The following is a 26059-nucleotide window of genomic DNA, read 5'->3' on the forward strand; positions in this document are numbered from 1 at the left end:
GCGGGTGACCGGGACGGGAACATGCATAGCCTGACGCGGGCCGCCGGTGCCGCGGCTCCCGCCCGGTTCCGGGCCGTGCGAGGGCACTCGGTGGTGAACGGGAGGGCTTCGCTCACGGGCCGACGCACGCCCGGAAAACAGGATGAGCCGCAGGCCCGGCGCCTGTTAGGTTCACGGGGCGCGGGGCGGCTCCCGAGTGTGCTTCCTTCTCACTTCTTCTGATGAATCAGCGTGCTCAATTCCCGCCCCGCGCATCACCCGGTCATCCGGGAGGGGGAGAAAAGACGTGTCCAGCACCAAGGTCACCAGCCGTACCACCACCGCCCGCCCGCGAGCCCTCGCCGCCGTGCTCCTGTCGCGCCGTGGAGCCGTGTATCTGCCGACACCGGCGGTCGTCTCGGATCCGGCCGGTGACAGCGGCGCAGCACTGCTCGAGGCTGCCCTCGTCGACCGGGGCTACCTGTTGGCCCCGCCGCTGCGCGCCGCACTTGCGGCGCTCGACGCGCGGGCCATGGGAGCGATGGGCCGGGCACTGCTCCACGATATCGACAGCGCCCTCGGCGCCGACAGCCCGCACGTGCCCCTGCTGCGCGACTTCCCGGACAGCACCCCGCACGACACCTGCGCCCACTACGTCGACCGTGTGCTCGCCGTGCTGTTCCAACGCCCGGAGCAGCCGTGCGTGCTCTGCGGCACGGTGGACTCCGTCGTGCCCGTCTCGCCCTGCGCCCACCTGGTGTGCGGCTCGTGCTTCGACGGCGCCGACTTCTCGGCGTGCCCCGTGTGCGAGCGCCGTATCGACCCGTCTGATCCGTTTCTGCGCCCCAAGCGCCCGCGTCGGCAGCTGTTCCGTCGCGCCGCACCTCCCACGCGGCTGCGCCTTCTGTCCTACGGCGGTGACCTGGCGAGTCGTCAGGTCGACGCGGCCCGCGAACTGGACACGCTGCTTGCACGCACCGGTGCTCTCAGCCCCCAGGACACCGACGACCTGGAGGCTCTGCTGGCAGCCAGGACCCGCGACGGCCTCGACAGGCTGCCGGACACCGTGCCGGGCCGGGAGACGAAGGCCCGCCTCGTCGCCTGGCTGCTTGCCGACTCCGCGGCCATGCCGGCCGCCCTTCCCGTCGCGGCCCGGCTCATCGACACCGCCACCGATGTGCTGCGCCTGCTCGCGGTCCGCTCCGGTGGAGACGCCGGACTCGTCGAGATTCCGCGTTTCGTCCCCGTACCCCGGCCCCTGCGCCGCGCCCTGCTGTCCGTCCTTGACACGCTCGCCCCGGCACAGGCGGCCCAGGACATGCGGCGGTACCGCCGGGCATGGATCCACGCGGCGGAACTCCTGCACCCCTTCGAGCACACGGACCGGTTCCCGCGCGCGGCGCTCGCCTTCGCCGCGCTGCGCGGCACCCGGCTGGGCGACGACGCCTTGTCCGCCGCCCTGCGCAAGGCGGCGGAGAGCGTCGACGGCGTCGATGCCACCGGCCCGACGGTCACGGCGCACAGCTGGAGCGGCCAGGTCGAGGGCGCACTCGCGGCCCGCGACCTCACCCGGGCGCTCACGCTCCTCGAGCGGCGGCCGGGCGAACTCGTCCGCCGCCTCGACCACCTGCTGCGGCTGACCTGCGAGCGCGAAGATGACGGCGCCGGCGCCCGCGCCGTCGTCTCCGCGCTGGAGCGAGCGGTTCCGCGGGTGGCGCCGGCCGTCCTGCTGTCCGCGCTCGGAGCCATCCGCACCCGGACCCGGGAGACGGTGGCACGGGTGTTCTTCCCCAAGGGCGCGGCGAAGGCCCACGTGATCGACGACGACAGGCCGCCGCTGCCCACCACCGTCGTACGGCCCGTGGTCGACGTGTTGACGGCGGAGATGCTGCGCCGGGCGGGACAGGCGGAACCCGTGGAGGTGGCGGTCGTCGACGCCGCGCTGGACGGTGTCGTCGCGCCGTTCACCGAACGGACCGCGTCCCGAACTCTGGTGACACTCCCGCGCGGCAGCGAACTCGCCGTACCGGACGGCAGGACGCTGCGCCTGTTCCTCCACTGGATGGAGAGCCCCACCTCGGGAAGGACCGACCTGGACCTGTCGGCCGCGATGTTCGACGCGGAGTGGCAGCACGTCGGGGTGTGCGACTACACCCACCTGCGGTACGCGGGCAAGGCCGCGGTCCACTCCGGAGACCTTCAGGACGCGCCGCCTCCGCTCGGCGCCAGCGAGTTCCTGGACCTCGACCTGGAGCGGCTCGGCGCCGCCGGGGTCCGATACGTCGTCGCCGTCGTCTACTCGTACAACAACGTCCCCTTCGGTGACCTGGCGGAAGCCTTCGCCGGGCTCATGCTGCGGGACCAACCCGGGGACCGGGGGCCGGTGTTCGCTCCGCGTTCCGTCGAGCAGCGCTTCGACCTCACCGGCAGCAGCCGCGCCTGCGTGCCGCTGCTCATCGACGTACAGACGCGCACCATGCGCTGGCTCGACGTCGTCAAGGGGGTCACCGGTACGCACCACGCCGTATGGCGGCACGCCCACGCGCTGGCCACCCTCGCCCATCGGCTGACGGAGCTGTTCGCCTCGGGTTCGCGCGTCGGCCTGGGTGAGCTGGCGCTGTGGCAGGCCGCGGCCCGGGCGGCCACGGTCGTCCTGCGCCACACGGACGGTTCGCGGAGTGTGTACCGGCGGCGGGACGGCGAGGAGGTGGCGGGCTTCGCCGCCCGGATCGGCTCGCCCGACAGGGATGCTCACGCGGGCGCGGGCGCGGGCGCGGGCGCGGGCGCGGGCGCGGGCGCGGGAGCAGGCGCAGGCGACGACGGTGACGGTGACGGGCCTACGGTGGGGCCGCAGCTGGCCTACCTGCTCCGCGGCGACCTGGAACTGCCCGACGGAAGCGAGGTGTTCGCCCTGTACCCGCTGGACCAGGACGCCGGGCGGGTGCGTCTGCTCGCCGCCGCCGACATGGTCACGGCCCTTGCCCCTCTCCCCTCGGTGACCGGTGGTCTCCGGTGACGGGTGGCCCGCGGGACGGGGACACGCATCGCCTGACGCCTGCCGAGTTTGCCTGCGGGTACCCGGACGTAGCATTCGCCGACATGACGACCTTGGCTGACGAGAGCATCCACCCGTTCCGTATCGGCATCCACCAGGACGAGGTGGACGATCTCCATGAGCGCCTCGACCGCACCCGCTGGCCGGACGAGCTGCCCGGTGTGGGCTGGGCATACGGCATCCCGCGCGACTACCTCAAGGAGCTTGTGCACTACTGGAGGCACGAGTACGACTGGCGGGCGGCGGAAGCCGGACTGAACGAGTGGCCGCAGTTCACCACCACGATCGACCGGGCGAACATCCACTTCGCACACATCCGGTCACCCGAACCGGACGCGACGCCACTGGTGATGACCCATGGCTGGCCGGGCTCGATCGTCGAATTCGCCGAGGTCGTCGGCCCGCTCACCGACCCGCGAGCGTACGGAGGCGACCCGGCCGACGCATTCCACCTGGTACTGCCGAGCATCCCCGGGTTCGGGCTCTCCGGTCCGACCAGGGAGACAGGCTGGGAGTTCCGGCGCGTCGCCGCCGCGTTCGCGCATCTGATGGAGCGGCTCGGCTACGAGCGGTACGGGGTCCAGGGCGGCGACTGGGGAGCGGCCGTCTCCCGCGAGCTCGGCCGCACACGGCCGGACAAGGTCATCGGCGTACACCTGAACCTGCTGCCGAACTCGGCCGCGACAGAGGAGCCCGGGGCCGAGGAGCTGAGCGAGCTGGGCGCGGACGAGCGCGAGCGCGCGCTGGCCTCCTGGGAACGCATGCGGATGTGGAGTCGTGACCGTCAGGGGTACGCCGACATCCAGTCCACCCGCCCACAGACCCTGGCTTACGGCCTGACCGACTCGCCGGTGGGCCAACTGGCCTGGATCGTAGAGAAGTTCAAGGAGTGGACCGACTCCCGGGAATACCCGGAGGACGCCGTCAAGCGTGATCAGATGCTGACGAACGTGATGCTGTACTGGCTGACGGGCACGGCGGGTTCATCCGCCCGCGTCTACTACGAGCGTGCGCATGCCGACTACTGGGGCACGCCACCCGAGCCGTCGGCGACACCGACCGCCCTGGCCGACTTCCCCCGGGACAACTTCATCCCGCTGCGGCACATCGCGGACCGGACCAACAACATCGTGCAGTGGACGACGTACGACCGGGGCGGCCACTTCGCAGCTATGGAACAGCCGGACTTGCTGGTCGGCGACATAAGGACGTTCTTCCGGAAGCTCAGCGAGCCTGCCCCTGAATAGACGCCGGCGGAGCCCGCGGGCGCGCGGCTCGTGTACGCGGGCGCATCGCTTTCGTGTACGCGGGCGTACCGCCCTCATGTACGTGGGCGTACCGCCCTCGTGTACGCGGTCGCGCGGGCGTACCGCGCCACTTCGCCCTCGGTCCTGAGGCGCACCGGTGGTTTCCCGACTCCCCAGGGCCCCCTCTAGGCTGCCGCTCATGACACAGGGCAGCGTGGAGCTGGTGATCTTCGATTGCGATGGCGTGCTCGTGGACAGCGAGCGGATATGCGTCAAGATCGATGCGTTGATCACGGCCGATCTGGGGGTCGCGTTCACCGAGGCCGAGATCATCGAGCAGTTCGTGGGCTCGTCGACCGAGGTCTACACGGCCGCGGTGGAAGAGCGTCTCGGGCGGCGTCTGGAGAAGGACTGGCAGCATGAGTACGAGCATCTGTACGAGGCTGCCTTCGCCGCGGAGTTGACCGCAGTCGACGGCATCACGGAGGCCCTGGACGGCCTCACCACGGCCACGTGCGTGGCATCGAACGGCCATCATGACGGCATCCGCCGCAGCCTGGAGATCGCCGCACTGAGCGAACGCTTCGAGGGGCGTATTTTCAGTGCCGTTGACGTACCGAGGGGCAAACCCGCACCCGATCTCTTTCTCCACGCCGCCCGCTCCATGGGCGTGGAGCCGGCGCGGTGCGTGGTGATCGAGGACAGCGCCTACGGACTCCAGGCAGCGCGCGCTGCAGGAATGCGTGCCTTCGGTTACTGCGGCGGACTGACTCCGGCATCGCGGCTGGAGGGGCCCGACACCACGGTGTTCGACGACATGCGCAAGCTGCCCGAGCTGCTGGCGGCCATCACCTGCTGAGGCAGGGCGACCCGCCGGATAGAGTCGACCGCATGCCCGCGCCTTCCATCCTCCGTGACGTCTTCCATGCCTTGCGTGCCGAGCTGGGCGAGGAGGACACCGGCATCACCTTCGACAACGGCCCGCTCCCGCTCGACCGGATCGACGTCATGGTCTACGGCGCGGCAGCCCCTTCGATCACCACGGTGTTCGCGACGGTCGGGATGTCGGTCGAGCCCATGGCACCGCGTGACGGCCGGGCCGGCGGCCGGGCCGAGCTCCGCCTGCTTCGGCAAGGCGCCGTGGAACCGCGCGATCAGGGGCTCATCGCCAGGCAGTTGGCGAACCTGGCGACGTATCCCTGGACGGTCGGGCGGCCGCTCGGCTGGGGCGAGACCGTGAGCTTCGACGACGACGTTCCGACCTTCCCCGGCTGCCGCAGTGTCTTCCTGGCCGGACCGTGGGGCGGACGGGCAGGCTCGATCGCCACCACGACGGACGCCGTGCGGGTGATCAACGTCGTGCCGATCAGCGACGCGGAACGGACGCGGGCGCTGTCGGTGCACCCGGAGGCGTTCTTCAGCGACCTGCTCGATGCACGGAACATCTTCGCGCCGCCGACCGTGCAGGGATGACGGCGGGCCACTCGAATCGACCCGCCGCGCCCCCTGACCGGTCCTGAGTCCCGGCCCGTCCGTTACCCGATCCCGGCTCGTCGCGCCTGCAGTTCGGAGCGGATGAGTTCCAGGAGACGGCCCGACCAGTTACGGCCGAGGCCGGCGTTGTCGCCCCAGAAGCCGGAGTCGGCGTCGTTGTAGATCAGGGTGGCGTCGCCGGTCGTCAGAAGGACCTCGGCCAGGTAGGGATGCTGGGTGTACTTGGCCCGCAGCAGGCCGGTCATGACAGAGACACGCGCCTGCTCCCAGCCGTCGCGGCGGGTGACATCGGCGAGCCCGCAGGCGGCCGCAGTTGTCTCGGCGCATGCGATTGCGGCCCGGGCGTCGGGGTCGGTGGTGGACAGGGCCCAGTACGCGTGGGTGACGCTGGGATAGGTGACGCCGTCGACATCGACAGGCGCAGGATAGTCGTGGCGCAGTCCCTGCTTGCCCGGGTCGTCCGACGGCTTCAGCGGATACGAGTGGGGCAGATGGACGGCCGGCGCGAACGAGGTCGCCGGTCCGTCCGCCGGGACCCGCGAGCGCCGTTCGGCGATCCACCTCGCCCGGTCCTCGAAGTAGGCGACCGCCTCGTCGTACGTCTCCTGTGTGACCGGCTCGTCCGGCCAGGCGTCCACCTGCCCGCCCGGCCCGGCCAGCAGGACCTGGAGCGGCCAGTCCTTCCGGTCCATGTCGCCGAGCGCGTAGTGGCGCTGGGTCCTGGGGATGGTGAGGTAGGCGGCGCGGGCGGCGGCCCGCCTCTCCTCGGTCCGGTCGGCGAGGAACGCGTCAACGGCGGCCAGGCACCGCTCCGTCGAGTCGGGACGGTCGTTCAGCTGGTCGATGGTGTCCCGCACCTCTGCGAGCAGCAGCTCGGGGGTGAGCCAGGTCCGCGGCTCGCTGAACGTCCAAGCGGCCAGCTCGTGGCCGGACGCCCTGCCGCCGTCCGGGAGTTCGGTGGCGACCCGGCCGCAACGCAGCTTCTTCTCGAACTCGTCGAGGGTGACCAGGCCCCAGCAGTCGATGAGGCCGTCCGCGTAGATGAACAGGTCGGTGAGGTGGTAGTCGCCGTTGCGGATGAAGGCGTGCCGCCAGGTCCCGGGTATGCGTATGCCGTCCGCCATGCGGTAGGTGATCTTGTTGCCGATCATCGCGCCATTGTGCCGGACCCGGCAGGCGGGTCGCCGGTGCATTTTGCTCCGCCGGTCTCAGAGCGTGTCTGAGATCGGGTTACGGGGTGATTTTCCGTAGTGGTCGGGGTCCTTGGCGGGTGGCGGGTCGGCCTCGGGTGAGTCGGCGGAGTATCAGGTCGGTCATGGCCCAGCGGATCATGGTTTCGGAGTGGGCCGGGTTGCGTTCGTAGTCGCAGGCCAGGCGGCGGCGTGTGGTGATCCAGGCGAACGTGCGCTCCACCGCCCAGCGCTTCGGCTGGACCTTGAAGCCGCGCTGTCCGGGGTCCTTGCGGACGATCTCCAGCGTGCGGTGCAAGACGGCAGAGGACCACTCGACGAGTCGGCCGGCGAAGCCCTGGTCGGCCCAGATCTTCTCGATGGTTGGGTGGTCCAGGCGGGTCCACAGCAGGGAGCGCTTGGCTCCGTCGCGGTCCTGGACGCTTGCGGCCAGCACGTGCACGGCCAGGAGGAGGCCGAGGGTGTCGGTGACGATGAACCGTTTGCGGCCCTTGGTCTTCTTGCCCGCGTCGAAGCCGCTGGTGGACTTCGGCACCGTGTCGGCCGCCCGCACGGACTGCGAGTCGACCAGGCCCGCGGACGGCTCAGCGGAACGGCCGTCGGCCTCGCGGACCTTGACCCGCAGCGCGTCGTGGACGCGCTCCACGGTGCCGTCGTCGTGCCACCAGGTGAAGTACCAGTACACCGTCTGGAAGGGCGGGAAATCCTTGGGCAGATACCGCCACTGGCACCCGGTCCGCGCCAAGTACAAGATCGCGTCCACGATCCGCCGACGCGGGTGCTTCTCCCGCCGCCCGCCCTTGCGACCCGTCCTTGGAGCAGGCAGCAACGGCTCAATCAACGCCCACTGTTCATCCGTCAGATCAGACGGGTAACCATCCCCAGCAGCACTCACACACCACTCAACGAGTCACCCATACAGCCGATACGGCGGATCTCAGACACGCTCTCAGGGATGCCCGTCCCCGTCCGCTGTCCGCGTTGCTGGGACGTGTACGGCCGCATCATGCAGCGAACCCTCGCGCTGACCGGCGCCATCTGGCACCTGGACGAATAGCTCCGATGTGGTTGGTGGTTCGCCTACCGATCGTCGAGGGGCCGGCCTCATGTGGCTGTCAGTGGCGGCCTGTTCAATGTGGCTCATGGAGAGGGATACGCAAAGGCGTGGGTTGTTTTGGGATGTGCTGGCGGGGCGGGTCCCGCCGCCACCCGCAGCGGTGGTTCTCGGCTGGGAACTGCTCGGGGTGGACCCGGAGCAGGGGACCATCGAGGTGGCGTTTCAGGCAGGTGATCAGTTCACGAACCCTGTGGGCGTGATCCAGGGCGGGTTCCTGGCTGCGATGCTCGACGACACCCTGGGCCCGGCGCTGGTCGCGACGTTGCCGGAGAACCAGTTTGCGCCGACTCTCGATCTCCACGTTCAATTCCTTCGTCCCGCCCGCCCTGGACGGCTTCTGGGGCGTGGCAGGGTCGTGCAGCGTGGCAAGGACGTGTGTTTTCTTGCCGGTGAGCTCATCGGCCCCGACAGCAGGCCGGTGGCTGTGGCGACCGCGACCGCGCGAATCCAGACCATCCGTTAATGGTCATGGGCGATCAGCCCCGACCCACGGCCAGGCGCTCACGGTTCAGGTCCTGATACCGCCCAAGAGATAAGAGATAACGGGACTTGTTTCAGGCCGTGCTGGACCCTTGGACGCCGCCCGCGCCGACCTCTACGCGTTCGACTGGCAGGAGGGCCTGGCCCGTAACCCCGTCGCCGTCCCGGCGTCAACGCAGGACCGGGGCCCACACCAGGTCGATGCTCCGCGGGGCCGCGACGATTGCGGTTGGCCCGCTGGTCCGCTGGGACTGGGGGGTGATCGCCCGGATGTTGCGTGCCGCAGGCGTCCGACAATTGTATGCGTCTCTAGTCCCGCCCTGGCCGGGCCGGCGGACAGCATGGTGTGCCGTGGTCAGTCCAGGAAACCGGTGGCTTCGAGGTGCGCCAGGAAGCTTGCGACGATTCGTGGCCGCGGGACATCGGGAACCGCGGTGTCCGGCAGGCCGGCCTCCAGGCCCCACTCCGTGTTGAATGTGATGGCCCTGCCCTCGGGGACGATGTGGTTGCCCAACCACCGGACGAACTCCGCTGCGGCATGCGCCGTGCAGTGCTCCAAGGAGATCCCCTCGAAGGCGAGCTTGGAGGTTCCTTCCAGTTTCTCCTCGCCCAACGTGAAACCGAAGTACAGAGCCGACCCGCGCACCGGTCCGTCCTGATCTGCTTGCAGACGCACGAACGCGTCGGGATCGCGCTCGCGCAGCCTGGTCTCCACCAGCTCGTAGGTCAGTCCCCAGGTATCGCCTTCAATGGGCGTGAAGATATACGTGGTCCGCAGTTCTGCGAGTTCGGCTGCTTCCATGGCCTATGTGTTCCAGAAGGGATGGTGTTGTTGTATCAGGGCTGGTAACGCGCATAGCGTTGGTGACCGTCTCCACTCCTCGCACCTGCCTGTTCCGAGGGTCGTTGAGAGCCGAGTTATATGTGATGATTTCCTTGCGGTCCTTCTCGTAGAGGAAGTCGTACTTGGCCTCGACAGCCATGCTGTCCCTGTCCCGGAAACCGTCCACCATCAGGGTGTTGTTCAGGCTGATTCCAGGGCGGATCGGCACTTCGTACTCGGGGTAGCCGGCCACACGCTTCTGATAGGCCACCTCGGCGGGTGCCGCCCCCGGACACATCGCCGGGGCGCAAGGAGTTGAGCCAGGTGGGCGGCATCGGCAGCGAAATCGGCTGGGCACGCGGCCCCTTCAGAGGCCGGTATCCCACCGGTCCGAGAACGGGAACGCACGGCCGGGCTCCGCTTCCCGTCCCGCGAACGGTGAGCCGCGCCGACGGCACCCCTTGTGGGCGAGCCCGGCCTGTGGGATATAGGTCTGGACCATTGCCGTCGTCCGTGGAGGCCCGACCGTGCAACGTCCCCCCACACACCTTGCGTCGGCCTGCGTGGCCGCGCTTCTCCTCACGGCCTGCGGCGGTGAGGAGAAGGACACCACGAGCCCCAGCACGCCCTCCGGGGTGACCGCCCAGGCGGGCAGCGCCACGTCCGTTCATCTCATGTGGGAGCACGCCATCGACGACAAGGCGGTTGCCGGATACGAGGTGTTCCAGAAGGGCGCCAGGGTCAAGAGGCTGCCGGCCACCCAGCAGATGGTGGACATCGACCGGCTGAGCCCGAAGACCGTGTACAGCTTCACCGTGCGGGCGCGGGACGCCGCCGGGAATCTCTCGAAGCCGAGTGCCGCGATCGCCGTCACCACCCCGGCCCCCACGCCGCAGGACAAGAAGGCGCCGACGCGGCCGGCCAAGCTGCGGGGCAAGGCCGACGGAGGCCGTGCGGCCACCCTCACCTGGGAAAAGGCCGCCGACAACATCCGGGTCAGCTCGTACGACATCTACCAGGAGGATTCCCGCATTCACAGCGTGCTCGGCGCCGAGACGACCGCGCGCCTCACCGGGTTGCGGCCCGGCACCATCTACACCTTCACCGTCCGGGCGCGTGACGCCGCCGAGAACTCCTCGCCCGACAGCAATGCGGTGGACCTCACCACCGCTCCCGCGCCCGGCGACGAGGTGCCGAGCACCGCGCCCACAGACCTGAAGGCGATCGCCCGGAACAGGAACGTCGATCTGACGTGGACCCCACCCGGGACGGGCGGCCCGGTCAAGGAGCACCAGCTCTTCCTGAACGGCAAGTTGGCCACGACCATTGTCTGGGGTGCCGCGCCTCCCGCCGGGACTGCGACGTACACCTTCGCGGTCACGGACAAGCCCGGCACCCGCTACAGCGTCAAGCTCCGCGCCAGACTCCCCGACGGGAAGTGGGGTGACTTCTCCGCGCAGCGCACGGTGGTGATCGGCTAGCCCACTGCCGCGGTCTGTCTTCCGGGCTCGCGCAGCTTGTCCCGTATCCGGATCCGTCCAGGGAAATGCCTGGCTCACGGCGTGATGGAAGCACCGTCCTCGGCGGCGTGGAGGTCGGGCGAAGAAGGCCAACTAAGGCTCGCGTACAGGCACGTTCAAAGTGGGCCCCCGCCACCGGATCGCTTCCGTGGCGAGGCGCCTTCGTTCGTGTGCGCTCAGCCTTGCGCGGCGAGCTCCTCGAGGGCCGTCCAGCCCTCGGAGCGACGCGCAGGGTCGGCCCTGCCTTGTCCTTTGAATCGCGGACGTGGATGGTGCCGGGGCGGGCCGCGGCCTCAACGCACTCGCCGCCCGACCCCGTTTCGATCGGAAGCACTTGGATTCGACGTTGCGACGATGCCCGTGCAGCCAGGATCTGCTCCAGCTGGCCCGGCCCGGCAGATGCCCCGCAAGATTACCTACATCGCCCCGGCGGCGGAACGGTATACGGCCCTCTTCGAGCTTGCGGTGGAATGCCCGGGAATCTCCCAGTATGAACTGATCAAGCGTGCGACTTCTTCGGTTGGCGCCGCGTGGGCAAGGACCGTCCGGCGAATCGATGTCACCGATGGCGTCTCGGCGCCTTCGGTCGCCTCGAATATGCAACTATGTATCCGGTCGCGAGAAACAACCCCAGAATGCCGATACCGGTGAACGCCAGGATTTGAAGGATTCCCGAACCACTCGAAATTCCAGCGATGGAACCTGCGACTCCGGTGAACGCTCCAAGGACGCCAAGGATGAGCGTTCTGTGGTTTCCGAACAATCCGTCGACGAGAAGCCTTCTGCCCGGACCGGTCATGTTATCCTCCCTGTTTCCAGGCGCTCTACTTCCAATGTACTCGTCCTGGGTCCTTGGGAGCCATAATCTTTGCATCGGGTCGCTCCGAGGCATTCTGGGCCGGCGTGTAATAGAAATCCAGACCTGTGGCGACGACACTGGCAGGGAATCCGAAGACCTTCCCTCCGAAACTCCCAACCTTATTCACCAGGGTCGGCTGGCGGTGCCTTCCGCCGCCGCCGGATGTCTCCAGCAGCGAGGACCCCATGCCGGCCGCAAAGGCAGGCGTGCCACCGATGAAGTACGACCTTGCATTGGCCCAGTCCCTCTTCTGTACGCTGTCGGCGCTGTTCAGCCAGGATCTGTAACCTATGAACTCGGCGACCGGCTTGATGGTGCCGCTGCCGAACTTGCCTCGTGACGCGTTGTCGAGCCTGGTTTGGATCTCCTTGTCGGAGAGCTCCTTGAGGGAGATCCTATTTCCGCTCTCCTGTCCGCGTTCCCTGCGTATCTGTCGTGCCTCTGCAAGGGAGACCGGGGCGGTCGGCAGGAATCCGATGTCGTAACTGTCGCTCATGTCCCGCAGTGCCCAACGGAGGGTTGAGTCCGTTTGATCGGCATCTTCAAGAGCCTGGCGCGTTCTTTCCTTGTACGAGGAAATGGTAGTCTCGTAGGCCTTTCTGAGGTCGCCAATGTCATCCGGTTTCACCCTGTTGGGGTCCACAAAGACCGACCCGTCGTTCGGATTCACCAAGAGGTGTTCGTGGCCCTCCAGGCCGTTCGTGATGTTGTCGAGTTCCCCCTTCGCGGAGCGAAATGAATTGAGACAGTTGTTCAAAAATTTATGGACGCTGCCTGCCTCGCTCTCCGCGTTGTCTATCTGATTTCTTATTCCGTTGAGCGCTGTGAAGGCCGTTTCAGCCGCCTCGCCTTCCCAGTCTGATTCCCGGAGTCCTTTCGCCACCTCGTTGTTGAAGGTCCAGCCGGATTGATGAACGAGTTTGGGTGAATTTGCCCAGGCGTCAACAGCTGCGGAAAATTTGTCCAGATTCACAGTCTTGAGGTCTGTGTAGGTCAGCGACATGCCGCCCCCTAAATGACGTCGCCCGGTTTGTAAGTGCCCTCACCACGGAAGCTCTTCTTTCGCTCCTCCTCCTCGTTCCCGAAGGAATTCGCCGATGATCTCAGAGCCTTCGCGAGCCCTTCGTTTCCGATCTGGCCGCTTACGTATTTTACGCCCTTCTTCCAGGAATCAATAAATTCGGTGAACGCCTCGTCAGAGGAGAAACCTTTCATGGATCCGGATATCTCGGAGGTTTTCGACACTGCGATCGTGTGGGCGTCACGGAATTCCTTGGATGCCTTGTGCTCAGCTCTTTCCGCGCGGCCCCGGAGGAGGGAAGGTGTCACATGAAGCTTCTTCTTGGAGCCCTGGCCTCCGCCGTCGTCGGCTTGATTGAGCCGCATTTGTGTGGCGCGCTCCGCTTTCGCCGTCGCCATGTGCTGGGCCCACTCGTCGTCAAAAGACATGTCTCCCCCGTTCAACGCACGCTGAGCGGGCGCCCGTTCGCCGTCCGTAGGGGCCCGCAAATGCACGCTATCCGACGAGTCGGCTCGATCGTCGTGGGGCGGCGTATCCGCTGCGTATGTGCTTCGTATGTTCTTCGTATGTGTCGCGTATGGAAGGACCGCGCGCCGCTGGCCTCGCACGGCTTCCGCCGTGCGCTCACGGCGCGGCGAGCCCGACGAGTGTGCGGTGAGCCGTGCCCGCCGACGGCTACTTCTCGTAGGTGCCCCTGGTCGTGGTGCGTGCGCCCCCACTTCGACGTGCGTGCACGTCGGCTGCCGTGTACGTCGGATGACGAGCGCAGCGCAGTGCGGGCGCTTGCGCTGTCCGTACCTCTTGAGGGGTGCCGCTGCAGGCAGTGAGCGCGGTCAGCGCTTCAGCTCCCGCCCGCCGAACACCCCCGCCCCGTCCGCCCGGCCCCACCACTCCTCCAGCCCCGCCTGGTCCAGCGTCCGCCAGTCCGGGGTTCCCTGCACCAGGGCGTGGCCCAGGCTGCGGCCCAGGTTCACCATCGTGCGGCCCGACGTGGCGCGGGCCTCGTCGTATGTGCGCAGGGCCGCACGCCAGTCAGCGGTCGTGGTGAAGGCGGATTCCAGGGTGGTCGCGTCCTGGAGGGCCTTCACCGCGCCCGCGCCCGTGTGGGGGCGGGCGACCGCGGCCGCGTCGCCCAGGAGGAGGAAACGGTCGGTGGGGACGCGGGGAGCCGTGAAGTCGTACATCGGCTGGCTGAAGACCTCCGCAGGGGCGGTCTGCCTGATCAAGGCGCCCCAGTAGGGCGGGAGCCGGGTCTCGGCGATATGAGCGAGGCGGTGGTGCAGGGCCTCGGTGAGAGTGCCGGGTGGGAGGCTCGTGGGGGTGGTCAGGTGGGCGTCCAGGCCCGGGGGAGGGGTTGCGTAGAGGATCCAGTTGACGCGGTGGCCGCCCGCGCCGTCCGGGATGCGGTAGACGATCATGTGGCCGCCGCTGAAGACCACATAGATGCAGTCAGTGGTGTTCCAGAGGGAGGGGTCGGCCAGTCGCGAGACCGGGAACGCGCCGCGCCAGGCCAGGTAGCCCGCGTACTCCGGGCGTACGTCGGGGCAGGCCGCCGCCCGCACCACCGAGCGGTAGCCGTCGGCTCCGATCACCAGGTCGAAGGACTGGGTGAGTCCGGGAGTGCGGACCTCCGCGGCGGTTGCGGACGCCTCCACCGAGTCGACTGTCGTGCCCGTACGGAACCGCACCGAGCCAGGGACCCGCGCGCGCAGCTCCCGCCACAGCGGACCCCAGTTGTACGTACGGAACGGGAAGGGCAACGTGCCGATGTGGCGGCCGAGGGGATTGCCGCTGTCGCCGTCGCGGACATACCAGCGGCGTTGCGTCAGTTGGACCCAGGGCATGGCCGCGTCCAGATAGCCGGCCGCCTCCAGCTCGGCGTAGCGCGCGTTGTGCACCGCCAGGCCCACACCGCGGTCCGCCAGGTCCCCCGCGGACCGTTCGTACACGGTGATCTCGTCAACTCCCGCACGGTGTACGGCGAGTGCCGCCGCGCAGCCCGCGATGCTTCCGCCCACAACGGCAACCCGTAATTTCCGCATGCGCTCATCGTCGCAGCGCAACACCCCCGGTGCTGTGCGGTACCGGGGGTGTCGGCCGGACTGTGTCGGCCGGACGGTGTCGGCCGGACTGTGTCGGTCGGCCGCTGTGCGGTCAGCCGACCAGCTGCTCGTACGCCGGCAGCGTGAGGAAGTCCTCGTAGTTCTCGTCGAGGGCCACCTTCAGCAGCAGGTCGTGCGCCTGCTGCCATTTGCCGGCCGCGAAGGCCTCGTCGCCGAGCTCCGCGCGGATCGCGACGAGTTCGTCCGCGGCGATCTTGCGGGCCAGCTCCGGGGTGGCTCGCTCGCCGTTCTCGAAGACGACACCCGCGTTGACCCACTGCCAGATCTGGGAGCGGGAGATCTCCGCGGTGGCCGCGTCCTCCATCAGGTTGAAGATCGCGACCGCGCCGAGGCCGCGCAGCCACGCCTCGATGTATCGGATGCCGACCTGGACGGCGGCGACCAGGCCGCCGTAGGTCGGCCTGGCGTCGAGGGAGTCGATGGCGATCAGGTCGCCGGCCGCCACCGAGACGTCCTCGCGCAGGCGGTTCTTCTGGTGGGGGCTGGTGCCCAGGACCGCGTCGAACGAAGCCATCGCGATCGGCACCAGGTCCGGGTGCGCGACCCAGGAGCCGTCGAAGCCGTCGCCCGCCTCGCGGTCCTTGTCCGCCTTGACCTTCTCGAAGGCGACCTTGTTGACCTCGGCGTCCTTGCGGGACGGGATGAAGGCCGCCATGCCGCCGATCGCGTGCGCGCCGCGCTTGTGGCAGGTGCGGACCAGCAGTTCGGTGTACGCCCGCATGAACGGGGCGGTCATCGTCACCGCGTTGCGGTCCGGGAGCACGAACTTCTCGCCGCCGTCACGGAAGTTCTTGACGATCGAGAAGAGGTAGTCCCAGCGGCCCGCGTTCAGGCCGGCCGCGTGGTCGCGGAGCTCGTAGAGGATCTCCTCCATCTCGTACGCCGCTGTGATCGTCTCGATCAGGACGGTCGCACGGACGGTGCCCTGCGGGATGCCGATGTAGTCCTGGGCGAAGACGAAGATGTCGTTCCACAGACGGGCTTCCCGGTGGGACTCCGTCTTCGGCAGGTAGAAGTACGGGCCCTTGCCGAGCTCGATGAGCCGCTTGGCGTTGTGGAAGAAGTACAGGCCGAAGTCGACCAGCGCACCGGGGACGGGCCGGCCGTCGAGGTGCAGATGGCGCTCCTCCAGGTGCCAGCCACGCGGGCGCATGACGACGGTCGCGAGCTCGTCGGCGGCCTTGAGGGCGTAGGACTTGCCGGAGCGGGGGTCCGTGAAGTCGATGCGGCGCTCGTAGGCGTCGATCAGATTGAGCTGGCCGAGGACGACGTTCTCCCAGGTGGGAGCGGAGGCGTCCTCGAAGTCGGCGAGCCAGACCTTCGCGCCCGAGTTCAGGGCGTTGATGGTCATCTTGCGGTCCGTCGGTCCGGTGATCTCCACACGGCGGTCGTTGAGGGCCGCCGGGGCCGGGGCGACCTTCCAGGAGTCGTCCGCGCGGATGGCGGCGGTCTCCGGAAGGAAGTCCAGGGTGGACGTGCGGGCGATCTCGGCGCGGCGTTCGCCGCGGCGGGCGAGGAGCTCGTCACGCCGGGGCGTGAAGTTCCGGTGCAGCTCGGCCACAAAGGCGAGGGCCGCGTCGGTGAGTACCTCGTCCTGCCTCGGCAGAGGCTCGGCATCGACGATGGCCAGCGGGGACGGCGCTGGTGCGGACATGAGCTGTCACTTCCTTCAGCGGGCGGTGCCCGGCGGCCGCCGGGCTCAGAGATACGGCACTCGGTGCCGCAGGAGCCGAGATGCGGTCGCGGGCGCGTCTGGAGAGTCGGGCGCTTCTGACCAGTGGATAGTAGTTTCCTCATGGTGGAAGTTCAATGGTTTGTTGATATCGAGATTCTCTGAGTCGACAGACCATGGCTCTGAGTGCCACGCCGTTCACTCAAGGTGCGCCAGATCTTCCGCGGTGTCGATGTCGTACGCCTGGGCCACGTCGCCGCACTCGACGAGGGACAGCGCGCCCTCATGGGCCTTCAGATAGGAACGGGCTCCGCGATCGCCGGTCGCACTCGCCGCGATGTCCTTCCAGCGATGCGCGCCGAACAGAACGGGATGCCCGCGCTCCCCTCCGTACGCGGCCGCGGTGAGCGAGTCGGGGGAGCGGTACGAGGCGCGGACCCGGGCCACCGCCGCCGCGCCGATCCCCGGCTGGTCGACGAGAGAGACGAGGGCCGCGTCCGCCGCCGTGGCGGCCAGGGACTCCAGACCCGCGCGCAGCGAGGAACCCATGCCCTCCTCCCACTCCGGGTTGTCGACCAGTACACAGCCGGAGAGATCCGCCCGCTCGCGCACCCGGTCGGCCGACGCCCCCAGCACCACGTGCACAGGGCCGCAACCGCCCTCGCGCAGTACGCGCACCGCATGCTCGACCAGTGGTCTTCCCCGGTGCTCGAGCAGCGCCTTCGGGCGTCCGCCGAGCCGGCGGCCACCTCCCGCCGCAAGCAGCAGTCCGGCGACGATCGGTTCCTTCGGTGGTTGTGCCATAAGGACTCCTTACCTCATATACGGGCGAAGCGCTGCGCCGTTCGTGTGCCACCGTCAGGCTTTCGGAACCGCCCGGTCCGAGCGGGTCGTCCAACGTGGAGAGCGCAGGGTGACCTTGGATAAGGTGCATCTCCAACACTGAAGTTCGCCATGGGGGACAAGAGTCGATGAGTGGGCGCGGGCACAAGGGAATGGTCTTCCAGCCGCTGGGCGAAGACGATCCGAAGAATGTCGCCGGGTACAAGCTGGCCGCGCGCCTCGGCGCCGGCGGCATGGGCAAGGTCTACCTCTCGTACACGCCCGGCGGACGCCCCGTCGCCATCAAGGTGATCAGGCCCGACTTCGGCCAGGACCCCGAATTCCGCCGCCGGTTCGCGCAGGAGGTGCAGGCTGCGCAGCGCGTGCAGGGCCTGTACACCGCGCCGGTCATCGACGCCGACCCCGACGCCGAGCAGCCCTGGCTCGCCACCGCCTACGTCCCCGGGCCCTCCCTCGCCGACGCGGTCGTCGAGCACGGCAAGTTGCCGGTCGAGACGGTGCTGTTGCTGGTCGCCGGTATCGCCGAGGCGCTGCACATCATCCATGGCGCGGGCATCGTCCACCGCGACCTCAAGCCGGCCAATGTCCTGCTCGCCTCGGACGGGCCGCGCGTCATCGACTTCGGCATCGCCCGGGCCGCCGACGCCACCTCGCTCACCAGCAGCGGCGTCACCATCGGCACGCCCTCCTTCATGGCGCCCGAGCAGGCGGCCGGCAGCCATGTCACCCCGGCCACCGACATCTTCGCGCTCGGCCAGGTCGCGGCGTACGCGGCGACCGGCAGCCCCGCCTTCGGCGAGGGCACCTCGCACGGTGTGCTCTACCGGATCGTGCACGAGGACCCGGACCTCACCGGACTTCCGGAGCAGCTAAGGGAGTTGGTGACCCGCTGCCTGGCCAAGGACCCGGAGGCCCGTCCGTCGGTCGCCGACCTTCTCGCCATCTGCCAGTCCGCCAACGCGGAAACGGTGCTGCGTCGTCCGGAGGAGTGGCTGCCGGGCGCGGTCGCCGCCGAGATCACCACGCGCAAGGCGGCCCCGGCGCCGCCGGTGACCCCGCCGGACGGTCAGCCGGCCGTCGCGGCGCAGGGCCAGAACCCGGCGCAGGGCCAGAACCCGGCGCAGGGCCAGAACCCGGCTCAGTCTCCGAATCCGACTCAGGGACAGAATCCGGCGTACGTACAGAATCCGGCGCCGACGCAGGCGCCCATGGCGCAGCCTTACATGCCGCAGAACCCGGCCACCGGGCCCGTCCCGGGGGCGCAGGCCCCGATGCCCACGCCCACTGCCGCCTCGGCCCCGGCGACGCCGCCGCCCGGCTTCGGCCCGGCGCCGCAGCCCCAGGCCTACGGCTACCCGCAACAGCACGCCACCCCGCCGCCCGGCCACTCCTACCCCCAGCCGGTGCAGCCGTACGGGACCGTTCCCACGCCCGTCGCACCTGCCGCGCCCAAGAAGAAGACCGCCCGCAATCTGGCCATCGCCGTCCTTGCCACGGTGGTACTCGGCGCATTGGCGGGCGGCGGTGTGTACGTCGCCCTCTCCGGCGACGATGAGAAGAAGTCGTCGCAGAGACAGAGTCAGGAGAAGGGCCAGGGCTCGGCGGACGCCACCCCGCAGGCGGACACCACTCCTTCCGCCGACACCACGCCCGACACCCCGGGGCAGGAGGAGACCTCCCCGCCCGCGGAGCCGATTCCCGACCCGGTCCCCAAGACCTACACCGATCTCGAACTGGTGGACAACTACCACATCACCTTCGGCGACGATCCGGTCAAGCCGATCGAGGACTCCTCCAACTCCGATGTCGAGTACGAATACGACCTCAGCAGGATGGAGGTCGAGAACGGACGGCTGATCCTGCTGCGTGCCGGGCAGGCGGGGGATCTCGCCACCTGCAAGAGCGAGACCCGGTACGCCGAGCAGCTCGATCTCGTCAACCTGTCGAAGGGCGCCAAGTTCTGCGTCCTGACCAACTCGGGGCATGTGGGCCTGGTGACGTACAAGGGGAAGTCGGCCGATTCCGATCCCAGCAGGTTCGTCACCCTCGATGTGACCGTCTGGCGCAATGCGCTCGATGTTGTGCAGCCGACTCCCTGAATTCGGTCGGTGGAGTGGCGCGCACCGCACCGGATGACGTTAACTTGCCCGCGACCGACAGTGTCCGACCATCAGCTGACGGTCGTCGAACCGGCACAACGACGTGCGAGGGGGAGGGCATTGTTGCGGAGCGCGAGGCAGACGCGGGTGACAGGCAGCGATGAGGGCCCGAGGGAGACGGAGCTGCGCGCTGCCGTCTCCCGGCTCCGCCGTGAACTCGCCGGATATCCGGCCGAGTTCTCCGACCGGGGCATCGCCGAGGACGAACTGGCGGTGCTGGCCGCGATGGTGGCGGGCGGCGATCCGGAGATCCCGCGGATGCGTCGCTCCCTGTTGCTGATCGCCGGTGCGGTCGGGTCGGTGAGCGCACTTGCGCCCGCGCTGATGGACGTACGCAACGCGGTCGATCTCTTCGGTGAGGTGCCGCCCCGGGGGCGGGTCTGAGGGGCGGCCGTTCGGCCGAGGTGGATCGACCCCCTCCCGCCCCTTCCCGCTGTATCGATGTGCGGCTCCGCCGCGTGGGGACTCCGCCCCGGACTCCGCGCCTCAGGCACCGGCGGGGCTGGAGTTCCCGCCCGTCGGGCGGGAAATTCGGCCCGTCCGGCGATGGAGGACACGCCCGCAGGGCGCCCAGGGGCGGGGCGTAGCTCCAGGGGAACAGGTCAGCGCCCGATGAGGCGGCGTGCTCTCGCTGTCGCCGCCGCCGGTGTACGCGAGTCCACCCCCAGCTTCGCGCAGATGTGTGTTCCCGTGGGGGCGGCGGTGTCTCTCCCCTGACCTGACCTGACCTGACCCGCCACTCCCCGAAACCGGGGCTCCGCCGGAGCCCGCAGTGGGCCTCGCCCCGCCTCGGAGAGTCCGCAGTGGACCCCGGGCCTCGGAGGGCCCGCACTGGACCCCGGCCCGCACTGCGGGCCTTTCGCCGCCGCTCCGCGGTGAGCGAGACGTGCCCCGGCCGTCAGGCCTACGCCGGGTTCTGGCTCGCCAGCGCCGTCGAGAGGTCCTGGGCGACCTCCTGGAGGACCGGGACGATCTTCTCCATGGCCGCCTCGGTGACCCGGCCGGCCGGGCCCGAGATCGAAACCGCCGCCGCCGTCGGGGAGTTGGGTACCGAGACTGCCAGGCAGCGGACCCCGATCTCCTGCTCGTTGTCGTCGACCGCGTAGCCGGCGCGCCGCACCTGCTCGAGCGCCTCCAGGAAGCCCTCGGGCGTTGTGATCGTCTTCTCGGTGGCGGCGGGCATGCCGGTCCGCGCGAGCAGGGCCCGTACCTCCTCCGGCGGGGTGTGCGCGAGCAGTGCCTTGCCCACGCCCGTGGAGTGCGGCAGGACACGGCGGCCCACCTCGGTGAACATGCGCATGGAGTGCTTGGACGGCACCTGGGCGACGTACACGATCTCGTCGCCGTCGAGCAGCGCCATGTTCGCCGTCTCGCCGGTCTCCTCGACCAGGCGGGCGAGGTAGGGGCGGGCCCAGGTGCCGAGCAGCCGGGAGGCGGACTCGCCCAGGCGGATCAGCCGGGGGCCGAGCGCATAGCGGCGGTTGGGCTGCTGGCGTACATAGCCGCAGGCCACCAGGGTGCGCATCAGCCGGTGGATCGTGGGCAGCGGCAGACCGCTGCTGGCGGAGAGCTCGCTCAGCCCGACCTCGCCACCGGCGTCGGCCATTCTCTCGAGCAGGTCGAAGGCGCGCTCCAGGGACTGCACGCCACCGCTGGAGGCGGACTTGGCGGCGTCGGTGGTGCTGGCGCTGGACGTCGGCACGTGGGCGGTCCTTTCGGGCAGGCAGGGCAAGGCAGCAGCCTACCGGGCAGCTGCACAGGGCACATCGCTCTCGTCAAGGGGTCCGTGCCGGTCAGGGCCCGTTTGTCCCCGTGTCGGCGTCGCCCCCGGCGATCTCCTGCCGGCGCCCTTGGTCGAAACAACATTCTGCGCAGTGAAAGTCTACTTCCACTTCGTGGAAACGTCCAAGGAGGCATCGCGGGGCGGAATGTGGTGCCGCGCCCATGATCCCTTCGCAGGTCACGGGGGTGGCGGCCATGCTGGTGGGGTCTTGACGGGCCGGACTCGGGGGTGAAGACTCCTTCAACAGTTCGTTGAATTTCGCTGTACGGGATTGGAAGTGAGGGCACGGGTGTCCGATGTGGACGTGAACCTGGTACTGCGCTCGACGCGCGTCATCACCCCGGAGGGGACGCGCGCCGTATCGATCGCCGTCGCCGCCGGGAAGATCGCGGCGGTACTGCCGTACGACGCCGAGGTGCCGGCCGGGGCCCGGCTGGAGGACTTCGGGGACGATGTCGTACTCCCCGGCCTCGTCGACACCCATGTCCATGTGAACGACCCCGGCCGCACCGAGTGGGAGGGTTTCTGGACCGCCACCCGCGCGGCCGCCGCCGGCGGCATCACGACCCTCCTCGACATGCCCCTCAACTCCCTTCCGCCCACCACCACGGTCGAGAACCTCGCCACCAAGCAGCAGGTCGCCCGGAACAAGGCGCACATCGACGTCGGCTTCTGGGGCGGGGCCGTCCCGTCCAATGTGAAGGATCTGCGGCCGCTGCACGATGCCGGTGTCTTCGGCTTCAAGTGCTTCCTGTCGCCCTCGGGCGTGGAGGAGTTCCCGGAGCTGGACCAGGACCGGCTCGCCCGGTCGATGGCCGAGATCGCCGGCTTCGGCGGACTGCTGATCGTGCATGCCGAGGACCCGCACCACCTGGCCGCAGCACCGCAGGAGTCCGGCCCGAAGTACGCCGACTTCCTCGCCTCCCGCCCGCGCGACGCCGAGAACACCGCCATCGAGGGCCTGATCGCGCAGGCCAAGCGGCTCAACGCCCGAGTACACGTACTGCATCTGTCCTCCTCCGACGCGCTGCCGCTGATCGCGGCCGCCAAGCGGGAGGGCGTCAGGATCTCGGTCGAGTCCTGCCCGCACTTCCTCACCCTCACGGCCGAGGAAGTCCCGGACGGCGCAACGGAGTTCAAGTGCTGTCCGCCCATCCGTGAGGCCGCGAACCAGGACGCGCTGTGGGAGGGCCTGGCCGACGGGACGATCGACTGCATCGTCTCCGACCACTCGCCCTGCACCACCGACCTGAAGACCCCGGACTTCGCCTCCGCCTGGGGCGGAATCTCCTCCCTCCAGCTGGGCCTCCCGGCGATCTGGACCGAGGCCCGGCGCCGCGGCCTTTCGCTGGAGGACGTCGTCCGCTGGATGTCCGCGGCCCCCGCGAAGCTCGCGGGACTGGACGACCGGAAGGGCGCCATCGAGACGGGCCGCGACGCGGACTTCGCGGTCCTCGCGCCCGACGAGACCTTCACCGTGGACCCGGCCGAACTGCACCACCGCAACCAGGTGACGGCGTACGCGGGCAAGACGCTCCACGGCGTGGTCAGGTCGACGTGGCTGCGCGGCGAACGCATTGTCGAGAACGGCACCCTGGCCGAGCCGACCGGACGACTGCTCGAAAGGAACAACTGATCGTGTCCATCCCTTCCTTCACCGGTGACGCCAGCCCGTTCGGCGGCGGCGACCCGTACGCCGACTACCGCACGGCCGACTTCCCGTTCACGCACTACGCCGACCTCGCCGACCGGCGTCTCGGGGCGGGCGTGACCGCCGCCAACGACGAGTTCTTCGCCGAGCGCGAGAACATGCTCAAGCCCGAGGCCGCGGAGTTCGACCCGGAGCACTTCGGCCACAAGGGCAAGATCATGGACGGCTGGGAGACCCGCCGCCGCCGCGGTGTGAGCGCCGCGCAGCCGCACCCCACCGACGACGACCACGACTGGGCGCTGGTACGGCTCGGTGCGCCCGGAGTCGTACGCGGCCTCGTCATCGACACCGCCCACTTCCGCGGCAACTACCCGCAGGCCGTCTCGGTCGAGGCCACCGCCCTGTCCGGGTCTCCGTCGCCCGAGGACCTCCTCGCCGACGACGTGAAGTGGACGACGCTGGTGCCCCGTACGGCCATCGGCGGCCACGCGGCGAACGGCTTCGCCGTCGACGTCGAACAGCGCTTCACGCATCTGCGTGTCAACCAGCACCCCGACGGCGGCATCGCCCGACTGCGGGTGTACGGCGAGGTGGCACCGGACCCCGCGTGGCTGGCCGCCCTGTCCACGTTCGATCTCGTCGCGCTGGAGAACGGCGGCCAGGTCGAGGACGCCTCCGACCGCTTCTACTCCCCGGCGACCAACACCATCCAGCCGGGCCGCTCCCGCAAGATGGACGACGGCTGGGAGACCCGTCGCCGCCGGGACAAGGGCAATGACTGGATCCGTTACCAGCTCGTGGAGCAGTCCGAGATCCGCGCGGTCGAGATCGACACGGCGTATCTGAAGGGGAACAGCGCGGGCTGGGCGGCGCTGTCCGTCAAGGACGGCGCGGACGGCGAATGGGCGGAGGTTCTGCCCCGCACCCGTCTGCAGCCCGACACGAACCACCGCTTCGTGCTGGACACGCCGGCCGTGGGCAGCCACGTGCGGATCGACATCTTCCCGGACGGCGGCATCTCGCGACTGCGTCTCTTCGGCTCCCTGACGCAGGAGGGCGCGAACCGCCTGGCGGCCCGCCACCAGGAACTGGGCGGCTGACGACACCCTCCCCGTCCCGCCCCTTCCGGCTGTATCGATGTGCGGCTCCGCCCGGAACCCCGCGTCTCTCCCCGGACTTCGTCCGGGGGGGGAGACGGAGGACAGCGCCCGCAGGGCACTCCGGGGCCTGGGAGCTCGCCTCCAGCTCGGGAAGGGGCGGGTGGGGAACAGGCCTGCCGCAGGCGTTACGCCGCGTGGCCGCCGTCCACCGACATCTCGGCGCCGGTGATGTAGGCCGCCTCGTCGCTCGCCAAGTACGCGACCAGTGAGGCCACTTCGCCGGGCCGGCCGAACCTGCCCAGAGCCGTATCGGCCTTCTGCGGCTCGGCGTACGGGCCGTCCGCCGGGTTCATGTCCGTGTCGATCGGCCCCGGGTGGACCAGATTCGCCGTGATACCGCGGGCGCCGAGCTCCCGGGCCAGCGCCTTGGTCAGGCCGGTCAGCGCGGACTTGCTCATCGCGTAGAGCGTGCCGCCGGGGCCCGGTACGTACTTCGTCATGCAGGTGCCGATGGAGACGATCCGGCCGCCTCGCTCCATGCGGGAGGCGGCCGCCTGCGAGGCGAGGAACACCGCCCGTACGTTCACGTCCAGCACCCGGTTCACCGCATCGGCCGACAGGCTCTCGATGGGACCGAGTACGCCGACGCCCGCATTGTTGACCAGGATGTCGATGCTCCCGAGCCGTTCCACGACCTGACCGACGATCGCGCCGGCCGCTTCGGCGTCCGCAGCGTCGGAGCGCAGAGCGAGCCCGCGCTGCCCCGTCGCCTCGATCTTGCGGACCACCTCCTGGGCGGCCTCCTCTCCCTGAACGTACGTGATCGCTACATCGACGCCCTCCTGGGCGAGCCGCAGGGCGATCGCCGCCCCCATCCCGCGGCTGCCACCGGTCACCAGAGCCGTCCTGGCCATGTCGTAACACCTCTTGTCTGCTTGTCAGTAGTGGTTACGACTTCAATGAAATCGGCCCTGCCTCCTCGGTGCTGGCGGCAAACGGACGTTGAATCCGCGTGTGACTCTTCAGCAAGAGATCGTCGGCAACGCCATGCAGATGGCGGTCGTCAGCCTGCAGCCCGGCCAGACCGTCTACTGCGAGGCGGGGAAGTTTCTGTTCAAGACCTCCAACGTGACGATGGAGACCCGCCTGTCGGGGCCATCGGGGCCTTCGGGGAGCGGTGGCAGTGGTGGCAGCCGTGGCGGGCAGCCCGCGGCCGGCGCCGGCAGCCTGCTGCGCCAGGCCATGGGCACCGCCATACAGGTCGGCCAGCGCGCCCTCGCCGGTGAGTCCTTCGCCTTCCAGTACTTCACCCCCACCGGCGGTGAGGGCACCGCCGGCTTTGCGGGCGTACTCCCCGGCGAGATGCGAGCCCTCGAACTCGACGGCACGCGCGCCTGGTTCGCGGAGAAGGACGCCTTCGTCGCCGCCGAGTCCACCGTCGACTTCGGTATCGCCTTCCAGGGCGGCAAAGCGGGACGCAGTGGCGGCGAGGGCTTCGTCCTGGAGAAGTTCACCGGCCGCGGCACGGTCATCATCTGCGGCGCCGGCAACTTCATCGACCTCAACCCCGCCGACTTCGGCGGCCGCATCGAGGTCGACACCGGATGCATCGTCGCCTTCGAGGAGGGCATCCAGTACGGCGTCCAGCGCGTCGGCGGTCTCAACCGCCAGGGCCTGATGAACGCCGTCTTCGGCGGCGAGGGCCTCTCCCTCGCCACCCTGGAGGGCAACGGCCGCGTGATCCTCCAGTCACTCACCATCGAGGGCCTCGCCAATGCCCTGAGAAAGGCGCAGGGCGGCGACAAGCAGGGCCCGACCGGCGGGCTCTTCTCCACCAACGCCGGTTAGCCCGCTCCGGCCCGCTCGCGCCGATCGATGAATGTCCCGGCGCGAGCGGGGTCTGAGCTGATGACGGGAACATCGCACACCAGGACCCCGAACAC

22 protein-coding genes and 1 pseudogene are annotated in these 26059 nt (G+C 69.2%); 11 read left to right on the forward strand and 12 right to left on the reverse strand.

Annotated features, from left to right (window positions below; genetic code table 11):
- The first annotated feature begins 286 nt into the window (after positions 1-286).
- From OG883_RS10150 to OG883_RS10165, 4 genes are all read left to right on the forward strand, one after another.
- Positions 287-2995, forward strand: coding sequence for an MXAN_6230/SCO0854 family RING domain-containing protein (locus tag OG883_RS10150; protein ID WP_266537945.1), 2709 nt, complete (start codon positions 287-289; stop codon positions 2993-2995).
- A gap of 83 nt (positions 2996-3078) precedes the next feature.
- Positions 3079-4281, forward strand: a complete 1203-nt coding sequence (locus tag OG883_RS10155) for an epoxide hydrolase family protein (RefSeq protein ID WP_266537948.1) — start codon at positions 3079-3081, stop codon at positions 4279-4281.
- A gap of 199 nt (positions 4282-4480) precedes the next feature.
- A complete protein-coding gene (locus OG883_RS10160) occupies positions 4481-5140 on the forward strand; it encodes an HAD family phosphatase (protein WP_266537951.1) in 660 nt (219 codons plus the stop codon).
- A gap of 32 nt (positions 5141-5172) precedes the next feature.
- Positions 5173-5754, forward strand: a complete 582-nt coding sequence (locus OG883_RS10165; RefSeq protein ID WP_266537954.1) for a suppressor of fused domain protein — start codon at positions 5173-5175, stop codon at positions 5752-5754.
- Positions 5755-5816: 62 nt separating this feature from the next.
- Here OG883_RS10165 and OG883_RS10170 read toward each other — a convergent pair whose 3' ends face one another.
- Complete coding sequence (locus OG883_RS10170) at positions 5817-6926, reverse strand: NADAR family protein (protein WP_266537957.1); 1110 nt, start codon at positions 6924-6926, stop codon at positions 5817-5819.
- Between the two features lie 79 nt (positions 6927-7005).
- Positions 7006-7860, reverse strand: coding sequence for an IS5 family transposase (locus OG883_RS10175; protein WP_266537907.1), 855 nt, complete (start codon positions 7858-7860; stop codon positions 7006-7008).
- Positions 7861-8107: 247 nt separating this feature from the next.
- Between OG883_RS10175 and OG883_RS10180 the strand changes: the two genes are divergently transcribed.
- Positions 8108-8545 (forward strand): PaaI family thioesterase, encoded by a 438-nt coding sequence (locus tag OG883_RS10180; RefSeq protein ID WP_266537960.1) that lies wholly within the window; start codon positions 8108-8110, stop codon positions 8543-8545.
- 372 nt (positions 8546-8917) lie between these two features.
- On the opposite strand, the gene OG883_RS10185 is transcribed toward OG883_RS10180, so the two are convergent.
- Together OG883_RS10185 and OG883_RS10190 are read right to left on the reverse strand one after the other, a co-directional pair.
- Complete coding sequence (locus tag OG883_RS10185) at positions 8918-9364, reverse strand: hypothetical protein (RefSeq protein ID WP_266537962.1); 447 nt, start codon at positions 9362-9364, stop codon at positions 8918-8920.
- Entirely contained in the window at positions 9309-9638 is a 330-nt protein-coding gene (locus tag OG883_RS10190) for a restriction endonuclease fold toxin-2 domain-containing protein (RefSeq protein WP_266537964.1), read from the reverse strand. Before OG883_RS10190 ends, OG883_RS10185 begins: the two co-directional genes overlap by 56 nt.
- Before the next feature lie 310 nt (positions 9639-9948).
- Between OG883_RS10190 and OG883_RS10195 the strand changes: the two genes are divergently transcribed.
- Positions 9949-10866, forward strand: coding sequence for a fibronectin type III domain-containing protein (locus tag OG883_RS10195; RefSeq protein WP_266537966.1), 918 nt, complete (start codon positions 9949-9951; stop codon positions 10864-10866).
- A gap of 250 nt (positions 10867-11116) precedes the next feature.
- Here OG883_RS10195 and OG883_RS10200 read toward each other — a convergent pair.
- From OG883_RS10200 to OG883_RS10225, 6 genes and pseudogenes are all read right to left on the reverse strand, one after another.
- Positions 11117-11275: pseudogene (locus OG883_RS10200) on the reverse strand (DUF397 domain-containing protein); the annotation flags it as partial.
- A gap of 454 nt (positions 11276-11729) precedes the next feature.
- Positions 11730-12767 (reverse strand): hypothetical protein, encoded by a 1038-nt coding sequence (locus OG883_RS10205; RefSeq protein ID WP_266537969.1) that lies wholly within the window; start codon positions 12765-12767, stop codon positions 11730-11732.
- An 8-nt stretch (positions 12768-12775) separates the two neighbouring features.
- Positions 12776-13213 carry a hypothetical protein gene (locus tag OG883_RS10210; protein ID WP_266537972.1) on the reverse strand — a complete coding sequence of 146 codons (438 nt, stop codon included), beginning with the start codon at positions 13211-13213 and terminating at the stop codon, positions 12776-12778.
- Between the two features lie 405 nt (positions 13214-13618).
- Positions 13619-14827, reverse strand: a complete 1209-nt coding sequence (locus tag OG883_RS10215) for an FAD-dependent monooxygenase (protein WP_266537975.1) — start codon at positions 14825-14827, stop codon at positions 13619-13621.
- A gap of 112 nt (positions 14828-14939) precedes the next feature.
- The gene (gene aceB, locus OG883_RS10220) at positions 14940-16562 is read right to left on the reverse strand and encodes a malate synthase A (protein ID WP_266537978.1); all 1623 of its coding nucleotides are present in this window, start codon (positions 16560-16562) and stop codon (positions 14940-14942) included.
- A gap of 216 nt (positions 16563-16778) precedes the next feature.
- Positions 16779-17384 (reverse strand): NTP transferase domain-containing protein, encoded by a 606-nt coding sequence (locus OG883_RS10225; RefSeq protein ID WP_266537981.1) that lies wholly within the window; start codon positions 17382-17384, stop codon positions 16779-16781.
- A 167-nt stretch (positions 17385-17551) separates the two neighbouring features.
- Between OG883_RS10225 and OG883_RS10230 the strand changes: the two genes are divergently transcribed.
- Both OG883_RS10230 and OG883_RS10235 read left to right on the forward strand, forming a co-directional pair.
- The gene (locus tag OG883_RS10230; RefSeq protein ID WP_266537984.1) at positions 17552-19522 is read left to right on the forward strand and encodes a serine/threonine-protein kinase; all 1971 of its coding nucleotides are present in this window, start codon (positions 17552-17554) and stop codon (positions 19520-19522) included.
- A gap of 120 nt (positions 19523-19642) precedes the next feature.
- Positions 19643-19966 carry a DUF5955 family protein gene (locus tag OG883_RS10235; protein WP_266537987.1) on the forward strand — a complete coding sequence of 108 codons (324 nt, stop codon included), beginning with the start codon at positions 19643-19645 and terminating at the stop codon, positions 19964-19966.
- A gap of 520 nt (positions 19967-20486) precedes the next feature.
- Here OG883_RS10235 and OG883_RS10240 read toward each other — a convergent pair.
- Complete coding sequence (locus tag OG883_RS10240) at positions 20487-21284, reverse strand: IclR family transcriptional regulator (protein ID WP_266537990.1); 798 nt, start codon at positions 21282-21284, stop codon at positions 20487-20489.
- A gap of 370 nt (positions 21285-21654) precedes the next feature.
- On the opposite strand from OG883_RS10240, the gene allB reads away from it, so the two are divergent.
- Both allB and alc read left to right on the forward strand, forming a co-directional pair.
- Positions 21655-23001: an allantoinase AllB gene (gene allB / locus OG883_RS10245; protein ID WP_266537993.1), complete on the forward strand. Its 1347-nt coding sequence runs from the start codon at positions 21655-21657 to the stop codon at positions 22999-23001.
- On the forward strand, positions 23001-24116 hold the full coding sequence (alc, locus tag OG883_RS10250) for an allantoicase (protein WP_266541391.1): 1116 nt from the start codon (positions 23001-23003) through the stop codon (positions 24114-24116). The genes allB and alc overlap by 1 nt, the downstream gene beginning before the upstream one ends.
- A 185-nt stretch (positions 24117-24301) precedes the next feature.
- On the opposite strand, the gene OG883_RS10255 is transcribed toward alc, so the two are convergent.
- Positions 24302-25030, reverse strand: a complete 729-nt coding sequence (locus tag OG883_RS10255; RefSeq protein ID WP_266537996.1) for an SDR family NAD(P)-dependent oxidoreductase — start codon at positions 25028-25030, stop codon at positions 24302-24304.
- Between the two features lie 100 nt (positions 25031-25130).
- Between OG883_RS10255 and OG883_RS10260 the strand changes: the two genes are divergently transcribed.
- Positions 25131-25964: an AIM24 family protein gene (locus OG883_RS10260; protein ID WP_266537998.1), complete on the forward strand. Its 834-nt coding sequence runs from the start codon at positions 25131-25133 to the stop codon at positions 25962-25964.
- The last annotated feature ends 95 nt before the right edge of the window (positions 25965-26059 follow it).

The sequence above is a fragment of the Streptomyces sp. NBC_01142 genome, from assembly GCF_026341125.1.
Taxonomy (GTDB): Bacteria; Actinomycetota; Actinomycetes; order Streptomycetales; family Streptomycetaceae; genus Streptomyces.